Below are 1,782 nucleotides of genomic sequence, written 5' to 3' on the forward strand. Positions count from 1 at the left end.
TGAAGGATGGGTCGGTAACAGAGTTTACGGAGAAGGGGGTGGATGTGGGGGAAGAGGTGAAGAGTGCTGAGTTGACGCGGACGGTGATTACGGGACAGAATAAGGGGTACGGGGTGTATGCCGTGGGGGGTGAGATGTTGGAGATGACGTTGGACGATGTGAGGATTTCAAAGGTACAAACGGGGGTGGAGGTTAAGAGAGGGAAGAGCCTGACGATGATTGGGGGGACGATTACGGGATTGGGAAAGGGAACGGGGGTGGATGTGACGGGTTCGGGAGAGGTGACGTTGGAGGGAGGGGTGAAGATTAGGGGGTTCACGACGGGGGTGAATGTGGGGGGGAATTTGACGATGACTGGGGGGTCGATTACGGGAAATGGGAGTGGTGGGTATGGGGTGTATGCGGTGGGGACGGTGAGGTTGGATGGAGAGGTGAAGATTTCAGAGGTTGGAATGGGGGTGAGTGCGGGGGATAATTTGACGATGACTGGGGGGTCGATTACGGGAGGGAGAAAGGGGGTAGGGGTGTATGCGGTGGGGACGGAAAAGATGACGATGGTGTTGGATGGGGTGAGGATTTCAGAGGTTGGAATGGGGGTTTATGTTAAGAATGGGAAGAGCCTGACGATTAGGGGGAATTCGACGATTAGTTTAGCAGATGGGGGTGAGTATGGGGTGGGGGTGTATGTGGGGGAAGGGGTGAAGAGAGCAAGTTTGACGAAGACGGTGATTAAGGGAGGGAGAAAGGGGGTAGGGGTGTATGCCGTGGGGACGGAAAACATGACGATGACGTTGGAGGGGGTGGAGATTTCAGAGGTTGGAGCGGGGGTCTATGTTAAGAATGGGACGCTGATAATGAGGGGGGAAAATTCAACGATTAGTTTAGCAGATGGGGGTAGATATGGGGGGGGGTGTATATGGGGGATGGGGTGGAGAGTGCGAGTTTGACGAAGACGGTGATTACGGGACAGAATAAGGGGGTAGGGGTGTATGCCGTGGGGGGTGAGAATTTGGTGATGAGGTTGGAGAATGTGACGGTTGGGGGGGTTGGAGCGGGGGTGAAGGTGATGGGGGGTAAGAAGCTGGTGATTAGTGGAAGCTCGACGGTTAATTTTATGGGTGAGTATGGGGTGTATGTGGGGGATGGGGTGAAGAGTGCTGAGTTGACGGGGACGGTGATTAAGGGACAGAATAATGGGGTAGGGGTGTATGCGGTGGGGACGGAAAAGATGACGATGACGTTGACGGATGTGACGATTTCAGAGGTTGGAGCGGGGGTCTATGTTAAGAGAGGGAAGAGCCTGACGATTGGTGGGGAAAATTCAACGATTAGTTTTACGGGGGATTATGGGGTGAAGGTTGAAGGATTGATGGCGGCTCATTTGGTGAAGACAAGGATTGTGGGAACTGGAAGTGGTCAGGGTAAAAATAATGGGGTGAGTGTGGGGGTCTATGCTGTGGGGACGAAAGACATGACGATGACGTTGACGGATGTGACGATTTCAGAGGTACAAACGGGGGTAGTGGTGGTAGCGGGTGAGAATTTGACGATGACTGGGGGCTCAATCAAAGAGGTACAAACGGGGATAGCTATGTCAGGGAGTGGCAAGTTGGTGGTAGAGAAGGAGACAAGGATTGAGTTTACGGATGGATATGGGGTGATAGTGGGGGATAAGGTGACGGCTAAATTGACAGAGACGAAGATTACGGGAAGTGGGACGGGGGTCTATGTGGGGGGAGGGAAGGTTGAGTTGAGTGGGGTGAAGATTGAAGGAGATGGAAA

The 1,782-nt window shown here is 53.4% G+C and carries 2 protein-coding genes; both read left to right on the forward strand.

The genetic code is table 11. The annotated features are described in order from the left end of the window. The coding region (locus GGR10_RS06730) for a hypothetical protein (RefSeq protein ID WP_210268818.1) at positions 1 to 947 on the forward strand (947 nt) is incomplete at its 5' end. Further along, positions 917 to 1,782: right-handed parallel beta-helix repeat-containing protein (locus GGR10_RS06735; protein WP_182480445.1), on the forward strand; the 866-nt coding region annotated here is incomplete at its 3' end. The genes GGR10_RS06730 and GGR10_RS06735, both read left to right, overlap by 31 nt.

Origin of the sequence: Bartonella chomelii (genome assembly GCF_014138465.1) — a bacterium.
Lineage (GTDB): Bacteria > Pseudomonadota > Alphaproteobacteria > Rhizobiales > Rhizobiaceae > Bartonella > Bartonella schoenbuchensis.